The sequence below is a fragment of the Mycolicibacterium grossiae genome (assembly GCF_008329645.1).
Lineage (GTDB): Bacteria > Actinomycetota > Actinomycetes > Mycobacteriales > Mycobacteriaceae > Mycobacterium > Mycobacterium grossiae.
The window spans coordinates 4,530,460-4,550,247 of record NZ_CP043474.1 but is presented as its reverse complement, the minus strand read 5'-3'; the positions used below and the strand labels follow the sequence as shown (position 1 = coordinate 4,550,247).

The following is a 19,788-nucleotide window of genomic DNA, read 5'->3' as shown; positions in this document are numbered from 1 at the left end:
CCAGTCCGCCGTGAACCCTAGAGTTTCAGCCATGCACTCCTGGCCCGCGCCGCACGTACCGGAGTTGCCGGGCCGTGGCCCGGAACTGCGGCTGTACGACAGCGCCGACCGTCAGGTGCGGCCCGTCACGACGGGGGACACGGCCTCGATGTACGTCTGCGGCATCACGCCGTACGACGCCACCCACCTCGGCCACGCCGCCACCTACCTGGCCTTCGACCTGGTGTACCGGCTGTGGCTGGACTCGGGCCGCCGGGTGCACTACGTGCAGAACGTGACCGACGTCGACGACCCGCTGTTCGAGCGCGCCGCCCGCGACGGTGTCGACTGGCGGGCCCTCGGCGATCGCGAAACGCAACTGTTCCGCGAGGACATGGCGGCGCTGCGGGTGCTGCCGCCGCACGACTACGTCGCCGCCACCGACGCCATCGCCGAGGTCGTCGAGCTGGTGGAGAAGATGTTGGCGTCCGGTGCCGCCTACGTCGTGGACGCGGGCGACGGTCATCCCGACGTGTACTTCCGCGCCGACGCCACCTTGCAGTTCGGCTACGAATCGGGCTACGACCGCGACACCATGCTGACGCTGTTCGGCGAGCGCGGCGGCGACCCGGACCGGGCAGGCAAGTCCGACCCGCTCGACGCGCTGCTGTGGCGCGCCGAGCGCCCGGGGGAACCGAGCTGGCCCTCGCCGTTCGGGCCGGGCCGGCCGGGGTGGCACGTCGAGTGTGCGGCAATCGCGCTCACCCGCATCGGCACGGACCTCGACGTCCAGGGCGGCGGCAGCGACCTCGTCTTCCCGCACCACGAGTTCTCCGCCGCGCACGCCGAGTCCGTCACGGGGGAGCGCCGCTTCGCACGGCACTACGTGCACGGCGGCATGATTGGCTGGGACGGCCACAAGATGAGCAAGAGCCGCGGCAACCTGGTGCTGGTGTCACGGTTGCGCGCAGACGGCGTCGACCCCGCCGCGATCCGGCTGGGCCTGTTCGCCGGGCACTACCGCGAGGACCGGTCCTGGAGCGACGCCGTGCTCGACGAGGCCCGCACCCGACTCGCCCGGTGGCGCGAAGCGACCGCGTTGCCCGCCGGACCGGACGCCGCCGACGTCGTCGCGCGGGTGCGCCAGTACCTCGCCGATGACCTCGACACGCCCAAAGCGCTTGCCGCGCTTGACGGTTGGGCGACCGATGCGCTCACCTACGGCGGGCACGACGCGGCCGCGCCACGCACCGTCGCCACGGCGGTCGACGCGCTGCTGGGCATCGCGCTGTAGGACGGCGCCCCCTCGCGGCTACTCCCGGCGGCCGCGGTGCAGTACGTTTTCGCGCATGCCTTCAGTTCGCGACAAGGTCGTCCTCATCACCGGCGGGGCCGCCGGCGTCGGCGCGGAGGTGGCGCGCCGACTGCACGCCCGGGGGGCGCGGCTCGTGCTCACCGACCTGGACGCCGACGCGCTCGCCGAGCGCGCCGCGGCGCTCGGCACCGACCGCGTGCTCACCGCCGTGGCCGACGTGCGCGACCTCGCCGCCATGCAGGCCGCCGTGGACGCGGCCGTCGAGCGGTTCGGCGGCATCGACGTCGTGGTGGCCAACGCCGGCATCGCGAGCTACGGGTCGGTGCTGCAGGTGGACCCGCAGGTGTTCAAGCGCCTCCTGGAGATCAACGTGCTGGGGGTCTTCCACACGGTGCGGGCCGCGCTGCCCTCGGTCATCGACCGCCGCGGTTACGTGCTGATCGTGTCCTCGCTCGCGGCGTACGCCGCCGCGCCCGGGCTGGCGCCCTACAACGCGTCCAAGGCGGCCGTCGAGCAGTTCGCGAACGCCCTGCGCCTCGAGGTGGCCCACCGGGGCGTCGACGTCGGCTCGGCGCACATGTCGTGGATCGACACCGCGATGGTGAACGACACCAAGAAGGACCTCAGTTCGTTCGCCGAGATGCTGTCCCGGCTGCCCGGCCCGCTCTCGTCCACGACGTCGGTCGAGAAGTGCGGCGAGGCGTTCGTCAAGGGCATCGAGCGGCGCAAGTCGCGGGTGTTCTGCCCGGAGTGGGTCGCGGTGGCGCGCTGGCTCAAGCCGCTGATGTCGACGCGTCTCGGCGAACTGCCGGTGCGCGCGATCGTGCCCGACGTGCTGCCGAAGATGGACGCCGAGGTCGCCGCGCTGGGCCGTTCCACCAGCCAGTACTCGCACACCTGGAGCGACGAGAAGACCAAGCCGACCATTCCGTGACGGCTCAGCCCCGGAAGCCGGGCCCGCGGCGGCGCAGGTAGCGCTCGAACTCGGCGGCCAGCGCATCGCCGTCGATCTTGCCGAGCGCCTCGGTCATGTCGACCTCGGCGTCACCGCGCTCCTCGAGGGAGTGCACGTACTCGGCGATCTCCTCGTCCTCGGCGGTCATCTCGGTGACGGCCTGCTCCCACTCCTCGGCCGCGGTCGGCAGATCGGCGAGCGGCACCTCGATGTCGAGTACGTCCTCGACCCGGCGCAGCAGCGCCACGGTGGCCTTCGGGTTCGGCGGCTGCGAGACGTAGTGCGGCACCGCCGCCCAGAAGGTGACGGCGGGGATGCCGGCGGCCACGCACGCGTCCTGGAAGACCCCGGCGATGCCGGTCGGGCCCTCGTACCGGGTCTCCTCCAGGCCGAAGTACTTGGCCGACTCGGGGGAGTAGGCGGCGCCCGACACCGGCACCGGCCGGGTGTGCGGGGTGTCGGCGAGCAGCGCCCCCAGGATCACGACGGTGTCGACGTTGAGCTTGTCGGCGATCGCCAGCAACTCGGCGCAGAACGTCCGCCAGCGCATGTTGGGCTCGACGCCGTGCATCAGGACGATGTCGCGGTCGCTGCCCGGCGGCCGGCAGTACGAGATCCGCATCGACGGCCACACCAGCTCGCGGGTGACGCCGTCGATCTGCCGGATCACCGGACGATTGACCTGGTAGTCGTAGTAGGCCTCGTCGTCGATCTCGACGATCGTCTCGGCCTCCCAGATCGCGTCGAGGTGCTCCAGCGCGTCACTCGCCGCATCGCCCGCGTCGTTCCAGCCCTCGAAGGCCGCGACCACGATGGGGTCATGCAGTTCGGGCAGGTCTGTCACCAACCCAGCGTAAGCCTTGCGCCCGACGGCGCACGTCCATCACCCGGCGGAATGCGCACGGCGTCGTCGTGGTTGACCCACGCTGGGCGAGACGTCGGTCGGGACGAGAACTCGTTCGACGGACGACGTAGACTTCATCGGGTCGAGAGGCGTTGCAACGGTGCCGGGGGTCCCTGGTAGCCGCCACGCTCGGCAGAGTCAAGGACGCCTTCCGCCATGGAAGGAGTGCACGTGAACGCCGTAGCTGCGACATTCGAGCCGAACGTCCGCCCGGACTGCACCGACGCGCTGAAGGCTGCCCTGAACGAGCGCATCATGGTGATCGACGGCGCGATGGGCACGGCGATCCAGCGTGACCGGCCCGACGAGGAGGGCTACCGCGGCGACCGGTTCCGCGAGTGGCCCACCGCGCTGCAGGGCAACAACGACCTGCTGAACCTGACGCAGCCGCAGATCATCGAGGCCATCCACCGCGAGTACCTCGAGGCGGGCGCCGACATCCTCGAGACCAACACGTTCAACGCGAACGCCATCTCGCTGTCCGACTACGACATGCACGAGTTCGCCTACGAGCTGAACTACGCCGGTGCCGCCCTGGCGCGCAAGGCCGCCGACGACTTCAGCACCCCGGACAAGCCCCGCTACGTCGCCGGCGCCATCGGCCCGACGACGCGGACGGCGTCGATCTCGCCCGACGTCAACGACCCCGGTGCGCGCAACGTCTCCTACGACCAGCTCGTCGCCGCCTACCTGGAGGCCGCCAACGGCCTCGTCGACGGGGGCGCCGACCTGCTCATCGTCGAGACCATCTTCGACTCGCTCAACGCGAAGGCCGCGGTGTTCGCCGTGGAGACGCTGTTCGAGGAGCGCGGTCGCCGCTGGCCGCTGATCATCTCGGGCACCATCACCGACGCGTCGGGCCGGACGCTGTCCGGCCAGGTCACCGAGGCGTTCTGGAACGCGATCCGGCATGCCAGGCCGATCGCGGTCGGGCTCAACTGCGCCCTGGGCGCGCCGGAGATGCGGCCCTACATCGCCGAGATGGCGCGGATCGCCGACACCTACGTGTCCTGCTACCCGAACGCCGGGCTGCCCAACGCCTTCGGCGAGTACGACGAGACCCCGGAGCGGCAGGCGGGGTACATCGCCGACTTCGCCGAGGCGGGGCTGGTGAACCTCGTCGGCGGCTGCTGCGGCACGGCGCCGCCGCACATCGCCGAGATCGCCAAGGTGGTCGACGGAAAGTCGCCGCGCACGCTGCCGTCGATCCCGGTCGCCACCCGGCTGTCGGGCCTGGAGCCGCTCAACATCACCGACGACTCGCTGTTCGTCAACATCGGCGAGCGCACCAACATCACCGGCTCCGCCCGGTTCCGCAACCTAATCAAGGCCGAGGACTACGACAGTGCGCTGTCGGTGGCCCTGCAGCAGGTGGAAGTCGGGGCGCAGGTCATCGACATCAACATGGACGAGGGGATGATCGACGGCATCGCCGCGATGGATCGCTTCACCAAGCTGATCGCGGCCGAGCCGGACATCAGCCGCGTTCCGGTGATGATCGACTCCAGCAAGTGGGACGTCATCGAGGCGGGCCTGAAGAACGTGCAGGGCAAGCCGATCGTCAACTCGATCTCCCTGAAGGAGGGCGAGGAGAAGTTCGTCCGCGAGGCGAAGCTGTGCCGCAAGTACGGCGCCGCGGTCGTCGTGATGGCCTTCGACGAACTGGGCCAGGCCGACAACCTGGAGCGCCGCAAGGAGATCTGCGGTCGTGCCTACCGGATCCTCACCGAGGACGTCGGCTTCCCGCCCGAGGACATCATCTTCGACCCGAACTGCTTCGCGCTGGCGACGGGCATCGAGGAGCACGCGACCTACGGCATCGACTTCATCGAGGCGTGCGCGTGGATCAAGGAGAACCTTCCCGGGGTGCACATCTCCGGCGGCATCTCCAACGTGTCGTTCTCGTTCCGCGGCAACAACCCGGTCCGCGAGGCCATCCACTCGGTGTTCCTGTTCCACGCCATCAAGGCCGGTCTGGACATGGGCATCGTCAACGCCGGTGCGCTGGTGCCCTACGACTCGATCGACACCGAGCTGCGGAACCGCATCGAAGACGTGGTGCTGAACCGCCGCGACGACGCCGCCGAGCGGCTCCTCGAGATCGCCGAGCGGTACAACAAGACCGACGCGGCCGAGGAACGCGGGGCGGCGGAGTGGCGCAGCCTGCCGGTGCGCGAGCGCATCACCCACGCCCTGGTCAAGGGTATCGACGCCCACGTCGACGACGACACCGAGGAACTGCGCGCCGAGATCGCCGCGGCCGGCGGCCGTCCGATCGAAGTGATCGAGGGCCCGCTGATGGACGGCATGAACGTCGTCGGCGACCTCTTCGGCTCCGGCAAGATGTTCCTGCCCCAGGTCGTGAAGTCGGCGCGCGTCATGAAGAAGGCCGTGGCCTACCTGCTGCCGTTCATCGAGGCGGAGAAGGAACAGAACGCGGCCGCGGCCAAGAGCAAGGACACCAACGGCACCATCGTCATGGCCACGGTCAAGGGCGACGTCCACGACATCGGCAAGAACATCGTCGGAGTCGTGTTGCAGTGCAACAACTACGAGGTCATCGACCTCGGCGTGATGGTGCCCGCCCAGAAGATCCTGGACGCGGCCAAGGAGCACGACGCCGACATCATCGGGCTGTCGGGGCTGATCACCCCGTCGCTGGACGAGATGAGCAACTTCGCGGTCGAGATGGAACGCGAAGGCCTGAAGATCCCGCTGCTGATCGGCGGCGCGACCACGTCGCGTGCGCACACGGCCGTGAAGATCTCGCCGCGGCGGTCCGGCCCGGTGGTCTGGGTCAAGGATGCGTCGCGCTCGGTGCCGGTGGCGGCCGCGCTGCTCGACGACAAGCAGCGTCCCGCGCTGCTCGAGGCGACGGAGAAGGACTACGCGTCGCTGCGCGAGCGGCACGCGCAGAAGAACGAGCGGCCCATGCTCACCCTGGAGAAGGCCCGGGCCAACCGAACGCCGATCGACTGGGACGGTTACACGCCGCCCGTGCCCGCCCAGGGTCTCGGGGTGCGCGAATTCTTGGACTACGACATCGCCGAGCTGCGCGAGTACATCGACTGGCAGCCGTTCTTCAACGCCTGGGAGATGAAGGGCCGGTTCCCCGACATCCTCAACAACCCGGCTTCGGGGGAGGCCGCCCGCAAGCTCTACGACGACGCTCAGGAGATGCTCGACACCCTGATCAAGGAGAAGTGGCTGACCGCCAACGGGGTCATCGGCTTCTTCCCGGCGAACGCGGTCGGCGACGACATCGAGGTCTACACCGACGAGAGCCGCACCGAGGTGCTGACCACGTTGCGCAACCTGCGGCAGCAGGGTGAGCACCGCGAGGGCATCCCGAACCGCAGCCTCGGCGACTTCGTCGCGCCGAAGACCACCGGGCTGGCCGATCACGTCGGTGCCTTCGCCGTCACGGCGGGACTCGGCGGGCAGGACCGGATCGCGGAATTCAAGGCCGCCAACGACGATTACAGCGCCATCCTGCTGGAGTCGCTCGCCGACCGGCTGGCCGAGGCCTTCGCCGAGCGGATGCACCAGCGGGTCCGCACCGAGTTCTGGGGGTACCAGCCCGACGAGCAACTCGACAACGTCGAGCTGATCGAGGAGAAGTACCGGGGCATCCGCCCGGCGCCCGGCTACCCGGCCTGTCCGGAGCACACCGAGAAGACGACGCTGTTCTCGCTGCTCGACGTGACCGAGCGGACCGGCATCGAACTGACCGAGTCGATGGCGATGTGGCCCGGTGCCGCGGTGAGCGGCTGGTACTTCTCGCATCCGCAGTCGCAGTACTTCGTCGTGGGCCGGCTGGCCCAGGACCAGGTCGCCGACTACGCGAAGCGCAAGGGCTGGACGCTGGCCGAGGCCGAGCGGTGGCTCGCGCCGAATCTCGGCTACAACCCCGAGGACTGACATGAGGCCGCGACCGGCGGTCGTCGTTCGACGCTGACGTGTCGGACCCCGTCGGCAGGATGGGGTCATGTCCTCCGCCTCGACTTCGGTGTCTCCGGGTGAGCGGTTGGAGGCGTTGTTCGACCGGTTGGCGGAGCTGACGGGGCAGCGCAATGCGATCGATGGCGCGATCGTGGACGTCGTCGCCGAGATCGACCGCGAGGGCCTGTGTGGCATGACCGGCGCGAAATCGGTGCCGGCGTTGGTGGCGTGGAAGACCGGGGTGTCCCCGCGCAACGCCGAGACGGTGGTGGCCGTCGCCCGCCGCAGTGCCGAGTTCCCGCGCTGCACTGCGGGTTTGCGCGACGGGCGGGTGTCGCTGGATCAGGTGGGGGTGATCGCCGAGCAGGCCGCCGACGGATCCGATGAGCACTACGCCCCGCTGGTCGAGGTCGCCACGGTGACCCAGCTGCGGACCGCGGTGAAACTCGAACCCCGCCCGCCGCGACCGACACCGGACCCGAAGCGGTCGATCGGCAAGACCAGCGACGAGACGTCGTGCACGTGGCGGATCACGCTGCCCCACGACGAGGCCGCGGTGCTCGACGCGGCGCTGGCGTCACACCTGGACCGGTTGGTCACCGCGTGGAAGCTCGACCACGCCGACGGCGCCGACGCGACCGGGGGTGCGCCGCCCATGCCGAACACTGTCGACGCATTCCTGGCGCTGGTCACCGCGGGCTGGGACAGCGAGGCGGCGGCGCGTCCGCACGGGCAGCGCACCACGGTGGTGGTGCACGTCGACGTCGACCGGCGGGTGGGGTCACTGCACCTGGGTCCGGTGCTGACCGACGCCGACCGCCGACACCTGACCTGTGATGCGACGTTCGAGGCGTGGTTCGAGCGCGATGGCCGCCCGATCGGGTGTGGGCGGGAGTCCCGGCAGATCAGTCGCCGGCTGCGCCGGGCGTTGGAGCATCGCGACCGCTGCTGCGTGGTTCCCGGGTGCGGGGCGACCCGGGGGCTGCATGCGCATCACGTGGTGCACTGGGAGGACGGCGGGCCGACCGATCTGGACAACCTGGTGCTGGTGTGTCCGTATCATCACCGGGCGCATCACCGCGGGCTGATCGTCATCAGCGGGCCGGCCGAGCACCTCAGTGTCGCCGACGCCGACGGCACCGCCCTGCACGACCGAGCGCTGGCGCGAACACCGACCGCGCCGCCGCCGGACGTGCCGCCGTGTCCCGGACCGACCGGCGAACGCGCCCAATGGTGGTGGTACGACCCCTTCCAACCGCAACCACCACCGGCCACGAACTAGTCGCCTCGTGCACCGCACGATTTAGCCGTCGTCGCCGGCGCGTGAAAGAATCGCCGACGTGAGCGCAGCGTTGAGGGCCGTCCTCTGGGACATGGACGGGACTCTCGTCGACTCCGAGAAACTGTGGGACGTCGCGCTGCACGAGCTGTACCGCAGGCACGGCGGCGTGCTCACGGCCGAGATGCGCGAATCCACCGTCGGGGGATCGGCCGAGGACGTCATGGCGATCGTCTACGCCGACCTCGGCCTGGCCCGCGAGCCGGCGGCCTTCGCCGCCGAAATCGACTGGCTACACGACTACGTCGGCGAACTCTTCGCCGCCGGCCTGCCGTGGCAGCCCGGCGCCCGGGAACTGCTCGAGGCGCTGTCGGCTGCCGGCGTCCCGATGGCGCTGGTCACCAACACCCGCCGCGACCTCACCGAGCAGGCCCTCAACAGCATTGGCCGGCAGTACTTCTCGGCGACCGTCTGCGGTGACGAAGTGCCGCGCGGCAAACCCGCGCCCGACATCTACCGTCGCGCCGCGGAATTGATCGACGTCCCGATCGGGGACTGCCTGGCCATCGAGGACTCCGTCGCCGGCACCACCGCCGCGGAAGCCGCGGGCTGCCCGGTGGTCGTCGTCCCACAGGACGTCGCCGTGCCCGAGAGTCCCCGGCGCAGGCACCTGCCGACGCTCGCGGCAGTGACCGTGGCTGACCTGCGCGGCATCCATGCCGATTTGAACTCCGGCGCAGGGGTACTGCACTAGGGCCCTCGTACGCCCACAGCGCACCGCGCCGAGTGCTTGAATGTGTCTCACGTCACGCAGCGCTGCGAAAGGACTTCTCATGGCTGGTCAAGGTCCGCCCGTCGACGAGTCGGCCGCACCCTTCTCCGACGACGACTTCGCGTCCGGCCGCACCGCGGTGCGGATCGCGTCCGTCGCGGCGCTGGGCGGCCTGCTGTTCGGCTACGACAGTGCCGTCATCAACGGCGCGGTGGATTCCATCCAGGAGGACTTCGGCATCGGAAACGCCGAACTCGGGTTCGCGGTGGCCTCGGCGCTGCTCGGTGCCGCCGCCGGCGCCATGACCGCGGGCCGCATCGCCGACCGCATCGGCCGCATCTCGGTGATGAAGATCGCTGCGGTGCTCTTCCTCATCAGCGCCTTCGGCACCGGCTTCGCCCACGAGGTGTGGGCCGTGGTGCTGTTCCGCATCGTCGGCGGCGTGGGCGTCGGCGTCGCATCGGTCATCGCGCCGGCCTACATCGCCGAGACGTCGCCGCCCGGCATCCGCGGCCGCCTCGGGTCGCTGCAGCAGCTCGCCATCGTGTCCGGCATCTTCCTGTCCTTCGCGGTGAACTGGCTGCTGCAGTGGGCAGCCGGCGGCCCCAACGAGCCGCTGTGGCTCGGCCTGGATGCCTGGCGCTGGATGTTCCTCGCCATGGCGGTGCCCGCGATCCTGTACGGCTCGCTGACGTTCACCATCCCCGAGTCGCCCCGGTACCTCGTCGCGAGCCACAAGGTCCCGGAGGCCCGCCGGGTGCTCAGCCGCCTGCTGGGCCAGAAGAACCTCGAGATCACGATCACCCGCATCCAGGAGACGCTCGAGCGCGAGGACAAGCCGTCGTGGCGCGACATGCGCAAGCCCACCGGCGGCATCTACGGCATCGTGTGGGTCGGCCTCGGCCTGTCGATCTTCCAGCAGTTCGTCGGGATCAACGTCATCTTCTACTACAGCAACGTGCTGTGGCAGGCCGTCGGATTCAGCGCCGACCAGTCCGCGATCTACACCGTCATCACCAGCGTCATCAACGTGCTGACCACGCTGATCGCGATCGCGCTCATCGACAAGATCGGCCGCAAGCCGCTGCTGCTCATCGGATCGACCGGCATGGCCGTCACCCTCATCACGATGGCCGTCATCTTCGCCAACGCCACCGTCGGCCCCGACGGCACGCCGAGCCTGCCCGGAGCGTCCGGCGTGATCGCGCTGATCGCGGCCAACCTGTTCGTCGTCGCCTTCGGCATGTCCTGGGGGCCGGTGGTCTGGGTGCTGCTCGGGGAGATGTTCCCCAACCGCATCCGCGCCGCCGCGCTCGGGCTGGCCGCCGCGGGGCAGTGGGCGGCCAACTGGCTGATCACCGTCACGTTCCCCGGCCTGCGCGAGCACCTGGGGCTCGCCTACGGCTTCTACGGGCTGTGCGCGGTGCTGTCCGGCCTCTTCGTCTGGCGCTGGGTGATGGAGACCAAGGGCGTGTCGCTGGAGGACATGCACGGCGAGATCCTCGACACCGCCAAACCCGCACGGACGTCCTGACCCGAAACCGCGAAACCGCCGTGACGACGTCGTCGGCGGCGTGGAACAATCGCCTGCCGTGAAGACGTTCGACGCCCTGTTCGCCGAATTGAGCGAGCGTGCCCGCACCCGGCCCGAGGGCAGCGGCACCGTCGCCGCGCTCGACGGCGGCGTCCACGGGCTCGGCAAGAAGATCCTCGAGGAGGCCGGCGAGGTGTGGCTGGCCGCCGAACACGAGGGCGACGATGCCCTGGCCGGCGAGATCAGCCAGCTGCTGTACTGGACGCAGGTGTTGATGATCAAGCGCGGCCTGTCCCTCGACGACGTCTACGCCCAGCTGTGACCGCGCTGCTGCGGGTGGCCGTGCCCAACAAGGGCGCGCTGAGCGAGTCGGCGGCCGAGATCCTCTCCGAGGCGGGCTACCGCCGGCGGCGCGACCCCAAGGACCTCACCGTCATCGACCCGGTGAACAACGTCGAATTCTTCTTCCTGCGCCCGAAGGACATCGCGATCTACGTCGGCTCCGGCCAGCTGGACTTCGGCATCACCGGCCGCGACCTGGCCGCCGACTCCGACGCGTCGGTGCACGAGCGGCTGGCGCTGGGCTTCGGCAACTCGACGTTCCGTTACGCCGGGCCGAAGGACCGCACCTGGACGGTCGCCGACCTGGCCGGCACGCGCATCGCCACGTCGTTCCCGAACCTCGTCCGCAAGGACCTGGCCGCCCACGGGATCGAGGCCACGGTGATCCGCCTCGACGGTGCGGTCGAGATCTCCGTGCAACTCGGGGTCGCCGACGTCATCGCCGACGTGGTGGGGTCGGGGCGCACCCTGGGCCTGCACGACCTGGTGGCCTTCGGGGATCCGCTGTGCGAGTCGGAGGCGGTGCTCATCGAGAGCAGCCAACCGAACCCGGCGACGGCCGGCGCGCGTGACCAGCTCGCCGCCCGGGTGCAGGGCGTGGTGTTCGGTCAGCAGTACCTGATGCTCGACTACGACTGTCCGCGTACGGTTCTCGAGCGCGCCACCGCGGTGACCCCGGGCCTGGAATCGCCGACGATCGCCCCGCTCGCCGATGCGGACTGGGTGGCCGTTCGTGCGCTGGTGCCGCGCCGCGACGTCAACGCGATCATGGACGAGCTGGCGGCCATCGGGGCCAAGGCGATCCTGGCGTCCGACATCCGGTTCTGCCGCTTCTGAGATCGAAGGGCGTCCGATCGTCCCCGGTGTTAGCGTCTCGTACGACAATCCGGTCGGAAGGCAGTCATGAACTACGTGATCCTTGCCCTGCTGTTCGCCCTGCTCCTCGGAATCGTGGCCGGACTGCGGGCGATGACGCCGCTGGCCGCCCTCTCCTGGGGAGCATTCCTCGGCTGGATCAACCTGGCCGACGCACCGCACGGGCAGTGGTCGTCGTGGCTCGGCAACGTCATCGCCGTCGTCGTCCTCACCGTTCTGCTGGTCGGTGAACTCGTCACCGACCAGTTGCCGAAGACGCCGAGCCGCAGGGTGCCTGCGCAGTTCGGCACCCGCATCCTGATCGGCGCGCTCGCCGGTGCTGTGATCGGAACGCCGTTCGGCCACATCTTCAGCGCCATCGGAGCCGGCATGGTCGGCGCGGTCCTCGGGACGCTCGGCGGGGCTCAGGTCCGCGGCGCGCTCGGCGCGCGGTTCGGCCGTGACCGGCCGGCCGCGATCATCGAGGACGTCGTCGCCGTCGTCGCCGGTTTCGTCATCGTCTACCTCGCCGGCGCCAGCCTGTGACGCGCGAGTTCGACGCGATCGTCATCGGCGCCGGGCAGGCCGGCCCGCCGCTGGCCGGGCGGCTCACCGACGCCGGGCGCACCGTCGCCGTCATCGAGCGCAAGCTCGTCGGCGGCACCTGCGTGAACTACGGCTGCATCCCGACCAAGACGCTGGTGGCCAGCGCCCACGCCGCCCACATCGCGCGCCGCAGCACCGATTTCGGCGTCTTCACCGGCGAGGTGACCGTCGACATGGCGAAGGTCAAGGCGCGCAAGGACGAGATCTCGACCGGCGACCGGCGCGGCGTCGAGTCCTGGATCGAGAACATGCCGGGCGCGACCCTGATCCGCGGCCATGCGCGCTTCGAGGACGCGCACACCGTGCGGGTGGGCGACGAGGTGCTCACCGCGCCGCAGATCTTCCTCAACACCGGTGGGCGCGCGACCATCCCGAACATCCCCGGACTCGACGAGGTCGACTACCTCACCAACGTCGGCATCCTCGACCTCGACGTGCTGCCGGAGCACCTGGTGGTGGTGGGCGGCAGTTACATCGCGCTCGAATTCGCGCAGATGTACCGCAGATTCGGGGCGCGGGTCAGCGTCGTCGAGCGGGGTTCGCGGCTGACGGCGCGCGAGGACACCGATGTGTCGGCCGCGATCAAGGACATCCTCGAAGCCGAGGGCATCGAGGTCCACCTCGACGCCACCGACATGCGGGTGGCGAAGACCGACACGGGTTTCGACCTGCACCTCGGCGGCGGTGCGCAGCCGGTGTCCGGGTCGCACCTGCTGGTCGCGACCGGCCGCAGGCCCAACACCGACGACCTCGGTCTCGATGCCGCCGGGGTCCAGACCGACGACCGTGGCTACGTGATCGTCGACGACCAGCTGCGCACGACCGCCGAGGGCATCTGGGCGATGGGTGACTGCAACGGCAAGGGCGCCTTCACGCACACGTCCTACAACGACTTCGAGATCGTCGCCGCGAACCTCCTCGACGACGATCCGCGCCGCGTCAGCGACCGGATCTCCACCTACGCGCTGTACATCGACCCGCCGCTGGGGCGTGCAGGCATGACGGTCGACGAGGTGCGCCGCTCGGGACGCCGCGCGCTGGTCGCCACGCGTCCGATGACCCGGGTGGGCCGGGCCGTGGAGAAGGGCGAGACGCAGGGGTTCATGAAGGTCGTCGTGGACGCCGAGACCGAGCGCATCCTCGGGGCGGCCATCCTCGGCGTCGGTGGCGACGAGGTGGTGCAGGACATCCTCGACGTCATGACCGCCGACCTGCCCTACACCGCGATCTCGCGCACCATGCACATCCACCCGACGGTCAGCGAGCTGGTACCGACCCTGTTGCAGGGCCTCGAACCGCTCGAGTGAGTCAGCGGCGCTGCACCAGCAGCGCCTGGGCCGACGTGCCGATGAAGCCGTCGCGGTCGAACAGTTCGGCGGTGGTCGCGCCGATGCCGTCGGGACCGATCGAGCCCCGCGCCCGCAGCGCGAAGTCGGTGCCCCGCGGCAACCGGTGCAGGTGCACCGTGGTGTCGGTGTTCATGAAGACGAACGCATTCGGATCGATGGCCGCGCCGACGCCGTTGGCGGAGTCGACGACCATCGCCAGCCGCTGCACGTCGGTGACCGGTTCGTCGTCGACGAGGCCGACCAGGGGGCTCATCCACACCACCGCGGCGTCACCGTCGGCGGTGTCCTGCTTGCGCCAGCTGACCGTCTCCAGATAGCCGGGCGCACCCAGCCAGGCGTGCGGATTGGCCACGGGCGCGCCCTCGATCAGCGGGGGATAGCGGTCGGTGGCGGCGTCGACGGTGTCGCTGGGCGCCATCGACCAGACGCTGAGCCGGGCCACCGCCCGGTCAGTGCCGTCCGGCCGGGTCGCGAGCATCTCGGCCGCCGTCAGCGCGATGCGGGTGCCCGGTCGCTCCCGCCAGGCCCGGACCTTCACCGGTGCCACGGGGATCGCGCCCAGGATGTCGAGCGTCAACCGGCCGATGCGCAGCCCCGACCCGGCGGTCAGCTCCTCGACGGCCTTGGTCAGCAGCGCCAGCGGCGGCGAGCCGTGCTGGATCGACGGATCCCAATTGCTGGCCGTGCCGAACGACGAGTCGAACACGGCGTACTCGCCGTCGGCGGGCAGCCGGCGGTAGAGGCTTTCGGTCACGCCGCGGGCTCCGTCACCTCGGGCCACCCCGGGTACGGCGGCGGGGTGCCGCCGAACACCGGGCACAGGTCGTGGTGCACGCACCAGTCGCACAGCCGTGACGGCTTGGGCCGGAAGTCGCCGGTGCGGCCCGCGGACTGGATGGCACGCCACATCGCCATCAGCGTCTTCTCGAAGCGCAGCAGCTCGTCGAGATCCGGGGTGTAGTCCAGGACCTGGCCGTCGGCGAGGTAGATGAGCCGCAGCCGTGCGGGCAGCACGTCGCGCGACCGCAGCAGGGCGACCGCGTAGAACTTCATCTGGAACATCGCCTTCGCCTCGGCCAGCGCCCGCGTCTCCGACGGCGCCCGGCCGGTCTTGTAGTCGACCACGCGCAGCTCGCCCGTCGGGGCGACGTCGATGCGGTCGACGAAGCCGCGCAGCAGCGTCCCGTCGGCCAGCTCGACCTCGACGCGTTGCTCACAGCTCTGCGGGGAGAAGCGCGTCGGGTCCTCCAGCCGGTAGTAGCCACTGAGGAGCCGGCGGGCCTGCTCGAGCAGCTCGTCGCGCAGCTCGGGCGCGAACTCGGCGGCCAGCTGCGGCTTCTCGACCGCGATGCGCTGCCACGCCGGATCGATCAGCGCGAGGGCGGTGTCCGGGCCGCGGTCGGCCGCCGGCAGCGCGTAGAGCTGCTCGAGGGCGGCGTGCACCACCGACCCGCGGACCTGCGCGCTCGACGAGGGTTCCGGCAGCCGGTCGATGGCGCGGAAGCGGTAGAGCAGCGGGCACTGCTTGAAGTCGCTGGCGCGCGACGGCGACAGCGCCGGCCGGCGCACCTCGGACCGTGCCCCCACCCCGGGCGACGCTGCGAGCGCGGCTGACTCCGTCATGGCGCTGCTCCCTTCTCCGTCACCCGAATTCTCCGTCACCTGGTTCGTCGGCCCCAGCCTATGGCGCGGGTCGGACATCCCCGGGCACCGGATCCGGCGCGTCCGTCGACCGGACGTACGGCTGTGGCAGGGTAGGTGCCCATGCCCACCACCGGTCCCTTCGTCGTCGGCGATCGCGTCCAGTTGACCGATGCCAAGGGGCGGCACTACACGATGGTCCTCGCCCCCGGCGACGAGTTCCACACCCATCGCGGCGCGATCACGCACGACTCGGTGATCGGCCAGCCGGAGGGCAGCGTGGTGAAGTCGACCAACGGTGACCAGTTCCTGGTGCTGCGGCCGCTGCTCATCGACTACGTACTGTCGATGCCGCGGGGCGCGCAGGTGATCTACCCCAAGGACGCCGCGCAGATCGTGCACGAGGGCGACGTGTTCCCCGGAGCGCGGGTGCTCGAGGCGGGCGCGGGTTCCGGAGCGTTGACGTGCTCGCTGCTGCGTGCGGTCGGCCCGACCGGGACGGTGACGTCCTACGAGGTGCGCGAGGACCACGCCGAGCACGCCGTCCGCAACGTCACGACGTTCTTCCGGGAACGTCCGGCCAACTGGGACCTGCGGATCGCCGACCTCGTGGACTACGACGGCGGCGAGGTGGACCGCATCGTGTTGGACATGCTGGCGCCGTGGGAGGTGCTCGACGCCGTGTCGCGCGCCCTGGTCCCCGGCGGCGTGCTGATCGTCTACGTCGCGACCGTCACGCAGCTCTCCCGCACCGTGGAGGCGCTGCGCGAGCAGCAGTGCTGGACCGAGCCGCGGTCGTGGGAGAGCCTGCAGCGCGGCTGGGACGTCGTCGGGCTCGCGGTGCGTCCGCAGCACTCGATGCGCGGGCACACGGCCTTCCTGATCAGCGCGCGGCGGCTGGCGCCCGGTGCGGTCACCCCGACGCCACTGCGCAGGAAGCGCACGATCTAGCACTGCGCAGGAAGCGCACGATCTAGTCGTCGCTGCGGTGCAGTCCGCGGCGGGCCGACAGCAGCTGGAGTTCGGGCCGCGACGCGACCAGTCGCTCGGCGGCATCGAGCACGTCCACGACGTGGGCGCGGTCCGCGGCCACCAGCGCGACACCGATGCCGGCCCGGCGGTACAGGTCCTGGTCCCCGGTCTCGGCGGCCGACACCGCGAAGCGTCGCCGGAGTTCGGCGACCACCGGCCGGATCACGGAGCGCTTCTCCTTGAGCGAGTGCACGTCGCCCAACAGCAGGTCGAATTCGAGCCAGCCGATCCACATGGCGGTCACCGCGGCGGTATCGGCGGTGTCTGGCCGGCGCTCACCAGGGGGAGGATCTGCTCGGCGGTACGCCGGGAAAGCTGCCAGCCGTTGCGCGACGGGGCGAACTCCATCGGGTACGTGAACGGCGCGACGGCGGGATCGGGTGACGAGAACGTGACCGTCGCGGACACGCTGCCGGGTTGCGGTGCCCACGCGAGGTTGGTGGCCTCGACGGACAGCGGCGCGTAGCCGTTGGCCGCGAGGGCGTCGCCGAAGCCGCGCAGGACCGGCTCGTCGTCCGGTGTGCCGTACTGCAGCAGCCCGACCTTCTCCGGCGGCGGCACGGCGACGTCCGCCAGCCGCAGCAGCACCGTGCTGAGCGCCTCGGGCGCCGGCAGCGGGACGGCGTCGGGGGCGGGTGCGGACGCCGAGGTGCGCGGCCGTTCAGGGGCGTCGGCACTGCGGTCCGCACCGCACCCCGACAGCCCGAACGCCGCCACGATCGAGATCGTGACGGCGCTCAGGAGGACGTCGAAGGTGCGGTGCACCGGTGGTGGGGTCAGCCCACCGCCGACAGCACGGCCAGCGCGGAGTCCTTGGTGATCTGGTACCCGGTCGGGCTGGGGCCCTGCACGAACGTCACCGGCTGCGTCGCGGTGGCACCGGTGGCCGCGGTGGCCGTCACGTTGGCGGTGACGATCGGCCCGTTGGCGTCGATGTCGACGACGGTGAACGTCAACGGGAAGTACCCCTTGGCGGCGGCGTCGGCGTACTTGCGGTCGGCGAGGCGGGTCTCGACGCGGCCGAGGCCGCCCTGGATGTAGGCGGCCTTCGACGAGAAGGAGCCGGGTCCGGCGAGGCCGCTGAGGGTCTGCGTCAACGGTGCCTGCAGGTCGGGGGCCGGTGCCTGCGGCATCGGAACGTCCCAGACGACCGGGGTGACAGCCGGTGCGCCCGATGCGAGCGACGCGCCCGTGGCAAGCGATGTCACACCACCCGCGGCGGCGGCGACCACGGCGGTTGCTGCGATGCCGGTAACGAGGGTTTTCAGGGTCACGGCGGTCCTTTCCATCAGGCCATCTCAGATGAGAGGTTAACAGCGGCGCTGGTGTGTCGAATTACTACACCGCACACGATGACTGAATCGCCGGTAGCGTTGAAGTTGTTACTGCACCAACTTTCGGTGCGGGGAGGAGCGCAAGATGAGTGAGTCAGGGCGTTCGGGGGCCTTCGATGAAGGCTTCACCACTCCCATGTCCAGCGACGATGCCGCTGAATTGGAGGAGCTTCGCCGGGAGGCGGCGGTTTTGCGGGATCAACTCGCACGCGCCGCCGCCGAGCACGGGGGTGCGCGCAGCCCGCGTGACGCCCACCAGCTCGAGGCCAGGATCGATTCGCTCGCCGCGCGGAACGCAAAGCTGATGGACACCCTCAAGGAGGCGCGGCAGCAGCTGCTCGCGCTCCGCGAGGAGGTCGACCGGCTCGGTCAGCCGCCCAGCGGCTACGGCGTGCTGCTGTCCACCCACGAGGACGACACGGTCGACGTGTTCACGTCCGGCCGCAAGATGCGGCTCACGTGCTCGCCGAACATCGAGACCGCCGAACTGAAGCAGGGTCAGACGGTCCGTCTCAACGAGGCGCTGACGGTCGTCGAGGCCGGCTCGTACGAGTCGGTCGGTGAGATCAGCACGCTGCGCGAGGTGCTCGACGACGGTCGCCGTGCGCTCGTGGTCGGCCACGCCGACGAGGAGCGCATCGTGTGGCTCGCCGAGCCGCTGGTGGCCGCCGACTTCCTCGCCGACGGTGCGCCGGAGGCCGCCGAACTCGACGAGGAGCAGCGCGCCCGCCGGCTGCGGCCCGGCGACTCGCTGCTGGTCGACACCAAGGCCGGTTACGCGTTCGAGCGGATCCCGAAGGCCGAGGTCGAGGATCTCGTGCTGGAGGAGGTGCCCGACGTCAGCTACGGCGACATCGGCGGCCTCACCCGTCAGATCGAGCAGATCCGCGACGCCGTCGAGCTGCCCTTCCTGCACAAGGACCTGTACCGCGAGTACTCGCTGCGCCCGCCCAAGGGCGTGCTGCTCTACGGCCCGCCCGGGTGCGGCAAGACGCTGATCGCCAAGGCGGTCGCCAACTCGCTGGCCAAGAAGATGGCCGAGCTGCGTGGTGAGGATTCGCGCGAGGCGAAGTCCTACTTCCTCAACATCAAGGGCCCCGAGCTGCTCAACAAGTTCGTCGGCGAGACCGAGCGGCACATCCGGTTGATCTTCCAGCGGGCGCGTGAGAAGGCGTCCGAGGGCACGCCGGTGATCGTGTTCTTCGACGAGATGGACTCGATCTTCCGCACCCGCGGCACCGGCGTCAGCTCCGACGTGGAGACGACGGTCGTGCCGCAGCTGCTCAGCGAGATCGACGGCGTCGAGGGGCTCGAGAACGTCATCGTGATCGGCGCATCCAACCGCGAGGACATGATCGACCCCGCGATCCTTCGGCCCGGTCGCCTGGACGTGAAGATCAAGATCGAGCGTCCGGATGCCGAAGCCGCGCAGGACATCTTCAGCAAGTACCTCACCGAGGAACTGCCGGTGAACGCCGAGGATCTGGCCGAGTTCGACGGCGACCGCGGCCTGACCATCAAGACGATGATCGAGAAGATCGTCGACCGGATGTACGCCGAGATCGACGACAACCGGTTCCTGGAGGTCACCTATGCCAACGGTGACAAGGAAGTCATGTACTTCAAGGACTTCAACTCCGGGGCGATGATCCAGAACGTCGTCGACCGGGCGAAGAAGTACGCGATCAAGTCGGTGCTCGAGACGGGGCAGCGGGGTCTGCGCATCCAGCACCTGCTCGACTCGATCGTCGACGAGTTCGCCGAGAACGAGGACCTGCCCAACACCACCAATCCCGATGACTGGGCACGGATCTCGGGCAAGAAGGGCGAGCGGATCGTCTACATCCGCACGCTCGTCACCGGCAAGAGCAGCAGCGCCAGCCGGGCCATCGACACCGAGTCCAACCTGGGCCAGTACCTGTAGGACACCGGACCACGCTGCGGCCCGT

18 protein-coding genes are annotated in these 19,788 nt (G+C 70.0%); 12 read left to right on the top strand and 6 right to left on the bottom strand.

What is annotated here, in order from left to right:
- Nucleotides 1-31 precede the first annotated feature (31 nt).
- Nucleotides 32-1,273 (top strand): cysteine--1-D-myo-inosityl 2-amino-2-deoxy-alpha-D-glucopyranoside ligase, encoded by a 1,242-nt coding sequence (gene mshC / locus FZ046_RS21870; RefSeq protein WP_070351464.1) that lies wholly within the window; start codon nucleotides 32-34, stop codon nucleotides 1,271-1,273.
- A 55-nt stretch (nucleotides 1,274-1,328) separates the two neighbouring features.
- On the top strand, nucleotides 1,329-2,228 hold the full coding sequence (locus tag FZ046_RS21865) for an SDR family oxidoreductase (protein WP_070351463.1): 900 nt from the start codon (nucleotides 1,329-1,331) through the stop codon (nucleotides 2,226-2,228).
- A gap of 4 nt (nucleotides 2,229-2,232) precedes the next feature.
- Here FZ046_RS21865 and FZ046_RS21860 read toward each other — a convergent pair whose 3' ends face one another.
- Complete coding sequence (locus tag FZ046_RS21860; protein ID WP_070351492.1) at nucleotides 2,233-3,084, bottom strand: PAC2 family protein; 852 nt, start codon at nucleotides 3,082-3,084, stop codon at nucleotides 2,233-2,235.
- Nucleotides 3,085-3,309: 225 nt separating this feature from the next.
- Here FZ046_RS21860 and metH point away from each other — a divergent pair, with 225 nt between their 5' ends.
- The 8 genes from metH (at nucleotide 3,310) to FZ046_RS21820 (ending at nucleotide 13,790) form a co-directional block, all read left to right on the top strand.
- A complete protein-coding gene (gene metH / locus FZ046_RS21855) occupies nucleotides 3,310-7,074 on the top strand; it encodes a methionine synthase (RefSeq protein ID WP_083297978.1) in 3,765 nt (1,254 codons plus the stop codon).
- 67 nt (nucleotides 7,075-7,141) lie between these two features.
- The gene (locus FZ046_RS21850) at nucleotides 7,142-8,377 is read left to right on the top strand and encodes an HNH endonuclease signature motif containing protein (RefSeq protein ID WP_070351461.1); all 1,236 of its coding nucleotides are present in this window, start codon (nucleotides 7,142-7,144) and stop codon (nucleotides 8,375-8,377) included.
- Between the two features lie 70 nt (nucleotides 8,378-8,447).
- The gene (locus FZ046_RS21845; RefSeq protein WP_070351491.1) at nucleotides 8,448-9,128 is read left to right on the top strand and encodes an HAD family hydrolase; all 681 of its coding nucleotides are present in this window, start codon (nucleotides 8,448-8,450) and stop codon (nucleotides 9,126-9,128) included.
- Between the two features lie 79 nt (nucleotides 9,129-9,207).
- Complete coding sequence (locus tag FZ046_RS21840) at nucleotides 9,208-10,680, top strand: sugar porter family MFS transporter (RefSeq protein ID WP_070351460.1); 1,473 nt, start codon at nucleotides 9,208-9,210, stop codon at nucleotides 10,678-10,680.
- A gap of 40 nt (nucleotides 10,681-10,720) precedes the next feature.
- Nucleotides 10,721-11,002, top strand: a complete 282-nt coding sequence (locus FZ046_RS21835; protein ID WP_070351459.1) for a phosphoribosyl-ATP diphosphatase — start codon at nucleotides 10,721-10,723, stop codon at nucleotides 11,000-11,002.
- Nucleotides 11,003-11,007: 5 nt separating this feature from the next.
- Nucleotides 11,008-11,859, top strand: a complete 852-nt coding sequence (gene hisG, locus FZ046_RS21830; protein ID WP_070351490.1) for an ATP phosphoribosyltransferase — start codon at nucleotides 11,008-11,010, stop codon at nucleotides 11,857-11,859.
- Between the two features lie 66 nt (nucleotides 11,860-11,925).
- A complete protein-coding gene (locus FZ046_RS21825) occupies nucleotides 11,926-12,423 on the top strand; it encodes a DUF4126 family protein (protein ID WP_070351458.1) in 498 nt (165 codons plus the stop codon).
- Complete coding sequence (locus tag FZ046_RS21820) at nucleotides 12,420-13,790, top strand: FAD-containing oxidoreductase (RefSeq protein WP_070351457.1); 1,371 nt, start codon at nucleotides 12,420-12,422, stop codon at nucleotides 13,788-13,790. Before FZ046_RS21825 ends, FZ046_RS21820 begins: the two co-directional genes overlap by 4 nt.
- A 1-nt stretch (nucleotide 13,791) precedes the next feature.
- Here FZ046_RS21820 and FZ046_RS21815 read toward each other — a convergent pair whose 3' ends face one another.
- Nucleotides 13,792-14,586 (bottom strand): thioesterase family protein, encoded by a 795-nt coding sequence (locus tag FZ046_RS21815; RefSeq protein WP_070351456.1) that lies wholly within the window; start codon nucleotides 14,584-14,586, stop codon nucleotides 13,792-13,794.
- On the bottom strand, nucleotides 14,583-15,455 hold the full coding sequence (locus tag FZ046_RS21810; RefSeq protein WP_170292464.1) for a RecB family exonuclease: 873 nt from the start codon (nucleotides 15,453-15,455) through the stop codon (nucleotides 14,583-14,585). Before FZ046_RS21810 ends, FZ046_RS21815 begins: the two co-directional genes overlap by 4 nt.
- A gap of 141 nt (nucleotides 15,456-15,596) precedes the next feature.
- On the opposite strand from FZ046_RS21810, the gene FZ046_RS21805 reads away from it, so the two are divergent.
- Entirely contained in the window at nucleotides 15,597-16,424 is an 828-nt protein-coding gene (locus FZ046_RS21805; RefSeq protein WP_070351454.1) for a tRNA (adenine-N1)-methyltransferase, read from the top strand.
- 22 nt (nucleotides 16,425-16,446) lie between these two features.
- Here the strand turns inward: FZ046_RS21805 and FZ046_RS21800 are convergent, their stop codons facing one another.
- Genes FZ046_RS21800 through FZ046_RS21790 form a run of 3 tightly spaced genes read right to left on the bottom strand, consistent with a single transcriptional unit; the run spans nucleotide 16,447 to nucleotide 17,779 of the window.
- On the bottom strand, nucleotides 16,447-16,740 hold the full coding sequence (locus tag FZ046_RS21800; protein WP_070351489.1) for a DUF503 domain-containing protein: 294 nt from the start codon (nucleotides 16,738-16,740) through the stop codon (nucleotides 16,447-16,449).
- Between the two features lie 5 nt (nucleotides 16,741-16,745).
- On the bottom strand, nucleotides 16,746-17,270 hold the full coding sequence (locus tag FZ046_RS21795; protein WP_070351453.1) for a lipoprotein LppK: 525 nt from the start codon (nucleotides 17,268-17,270) through the stop codon (nucleotides 16,746-16,748).
- Between the two features lie 11 nt (nucleotides 17,271-17,281).
- Complete coding sequence (locus tag FZ046_RS21790) at nucleotides 17,282-17,779, bottom strand: MTB12 family secreted protein (protein WP_070351452.1); 498 nt, start codon at nucleotides 17,777-17,779, stop codon at nucleotides 17,282-17,284.
- Nucleotides 17,780-17,924: 145 nt separating this feature from the next.
- On the opposite strand from FZ046_RS21790, the gene arc reads away from it, so the two are divergent.
- Nucleotides 17,925-19,763 (top strand): proteasome ATPase, encoded by a 1,839-nt coding sequence (arc, locus tag FZ046_RS21785; RefSeq protein WP_070351451.1) that lies wholly within the window; start codon nucleotides 17,925-17,927, stop codon nucleotides 19,761-19,763.
- The last annotated feature ends 25 nt before the right edge of the window (nucleotides 19,764-19,788 follow it).